General features: G+C 69.1%; 1 pseudogene. It reads left to right on the plus strand.

What is annotated here, in order from left to right:
* Positions 1–217: pseudogene (locus tag ACPYOG_RS19845) on the plus strand (hypothetical protein); the annotation flags it as partial.
* Positions 218–233: the final 16 nt, after the last annotated feature.

The following is a 233-nucleotide window of genomic DNA, read 5'->3' on the forward strand; positions in this document are numbered from 1 at the left end:
CCCCCCCCCCCCCCCCCCCCCCCCCCCCCCCCCCCCCCCCCCTTCAAACCAAAAACCCCCCCCCCAGATTAGCGAGTGTCTCGTGGGCTCGGAGATGTGTATAAGAGACAGGCAGTGGATGCAGGACCCGTCGGTCGACATGCCGGCGACCGTGGCCTCCCTCTTCGACCTGCTCGCCGCCTGGATCGCCCGGGGCCTGTCTCTTCTACACATCTGACGCTGCCGACGACGGA

The organism is Leifsonia sp. HAY1-4F (genome assembly GCF_056755275.1).